The sequence below is a fragment of the Massilia genomosp. 1 genome, assembly GCF_011682185.1.
GTDB classification, from domain to species: Bacteria; Pseudomonadota; Gammaproteobacteria; order Burkholderiales; family Burkholderiaceae_D; genus Telluria_A; species Telluria_A rubra.
This window is the reverse complement of record NZ_WHJF01000259.1, coordinates 1-1707: the sequence shown is the minus strand read 5'-3', so window position 1 is coordinate 1707 and position 1707 is coordinate 1. Positions and strand designations below refer to the sequence as shown.

The 1707-nt window shown below is 52.0% G+C and carries 3 protein-coding genes; 2 read left to right on the top strand and 1 reads right to left on the bottom strand.

Translation table 11 applies throughout. The features are described from left to right. Both F1735_RS33395 and F1735_RS33390 read left to right on the top strand, forming a co-directional pair. Positions 1-785, top strand: a 785-nt coding sequence (locus F1735_RS33395) for an RHS repeat-associated core domain-containing protein (protein WP_167241284.1), incomplete at its 5' end; no start/stop codon positions are given. A gap of 4 nt (positions 786-789) precedes the next feature. Beyond that, the gene (locus tag F1735_RS33390; RefSeq protein WP_167241283.1) at positions 790-1356 is read left to right on the top strand and encodes a hypothetical protein; all 567 of its coding nucleotides are present in this window, start codon (positions 790-792) and stop codon (positions 1354-1356) included. Positions 1357-1406: 50 nt separating this feature from the next. Here F1735_RS33390 and F1735_RS35980 read toward each other — a convergent pair. Then, a partial coding sequence (locus F1735_RS35980) for a hypothetical protein (RefSeq protein WP_222853169.1) occupies positions 1407-1707 on the bottom strand: 301 nt, incomplete at its 5' end.

The following is a 1707-nucleotide window of genomic DNA, read 5'->3' as shown; positions in this document are numbered from 1 at the left end:
GCGAGTACAACAGCGCCGGGACGCCGATACAGGAAACCATTTATTTGGAGGGGATGCCGGTCGCCATGGTTAAACCGCGTGCCAGCGGTGCAGAAGAAAATGCATACTACGTCTATGCGGACCACCTGGCGGCACCACGGGTTATCACGCGCGCCAGCGATAACAAGATGGTCTGGCGCTGGGATGGGGCGAACCCGTTCGGCGAGGATTCGCCCGATGAAAACCCGAACCGCCTGGGAAATTTTTCCTACAACTTGCGTTTTCCGGGGCAATATTATGATCGGGAGACCAATTTACATTACAACTACTTTAGGGATTACGATGCGCAGACTGGACGCTACGTGCAGAGCGATCCGATTGGATTGCAAGGCGGGATCAATACCTACGGTTATGTAGAAGCTAACCCGTTGAGAAAAACCGATCCCTCGGGATTGCAAAGCTTACCTAGTGAGCCAAGTCTAACGCCGTCTCGGCCGTATGTCCCCGGCCCGTTTGATCCAGTAATACCCGGTACGCCGGCCCATGACGTGTGGAAGCGATTTGCTGAAAAAATCATCGACTGGTGTACCTCTAGTGCAGAACCGGCCGCACGGGAAAGTGCCAGGGATAAGCAGTGTAAAGCGGACTGGGAGAAGGAGTATGGTGCTTGCGATCAATATTGGCACTTGGGGGGCGATGCTGTACGTGCGTGCAGAGCACGCGCTAACGACAGACTTACTGTTTGCATGAAAAACCAACCAGGTGGCCCGCCGGTTTGGACGCCAGGTGAAATGCCAGGGAGGTGATGAGATGAATGACAATTTCATTGAGAAAATTAAGGAATTTGATGCGCGCCTCTTTGCATCTTACAGGAGCGCACGATTTCACGAAGTCGAGGCGAGATTAGATGAATTGCTTGCGCTGGCAGGGAATGTCGATGAGAAGGACCACGTGCTAGATATGTTGGTGAATCACTTTCATTTCATCAGAGAGCCGCTGCGTGCTGGCCGGGCACTTGCGGAGCGTATTGCACTCTCTCCAGATCTTGTCGAAGCTTGGATTGGACTAACTGAACATTACCACTATCACGAAGAAGATATAGAGAAGGCGGCAGAAACCGTAGAAATCGCTTTTCAAAAGGCACTTGCCAAAAATAGGCAGGTAAGGCAGGTGCTGGGTGCCCGAATTCGAATAGCACTTAAAAGAAAAGATTATGCCGCCATCAATAACTCGCTCTCGATGCTGCTTACATACGAGCTTCCGCAAGGAGGGTTCGATGTCGCACTTGAACGCGACTTCATCCCGCAAATCCCCCTGGAGGCTACAACCAACGATATCTTGATGAGGTACAAAGAGTTAGCAAAACCCAAGGTTTGAAGTAACTGTTCAGCCCCTATGAAGGGATATCAGAAACTTGAAAATTTTTCTTAAAAGACGTGCAAAAACGGTAACTGTTTAGCCTGAGCGAGCACGTGCCAGAGTTGTTCGTTTCTTGAAATCGGTCCATGATGCTGATCATGACAAAACTGCGCCCCTTTCCAGATCTTTCCAAGCTTTCCGCCGCGGAAAAGGATCGCCTCATTCTTCGCCTGCATGCGCGAGTGCGCGCAGAGCACGCTAAGCTCGATGCCGCAGAATCGGCGCATTGGCGCCCTGATCGCCCACGGTTTTTGGCAGGCGAAGCGAACAAGACGCCGCCGGCCAAGCCCGGGGACGACAGCGAGTAAA

Excerpts from the sequence above, each read along its gene's own strand:
- F1735_RS33390 (WP_167241283.1), top strand. The coding sequence starts at position 790 with ATGAATGACAATTTCATTGAGAAAATTAAGGAATTTGATGCGCGCCTC.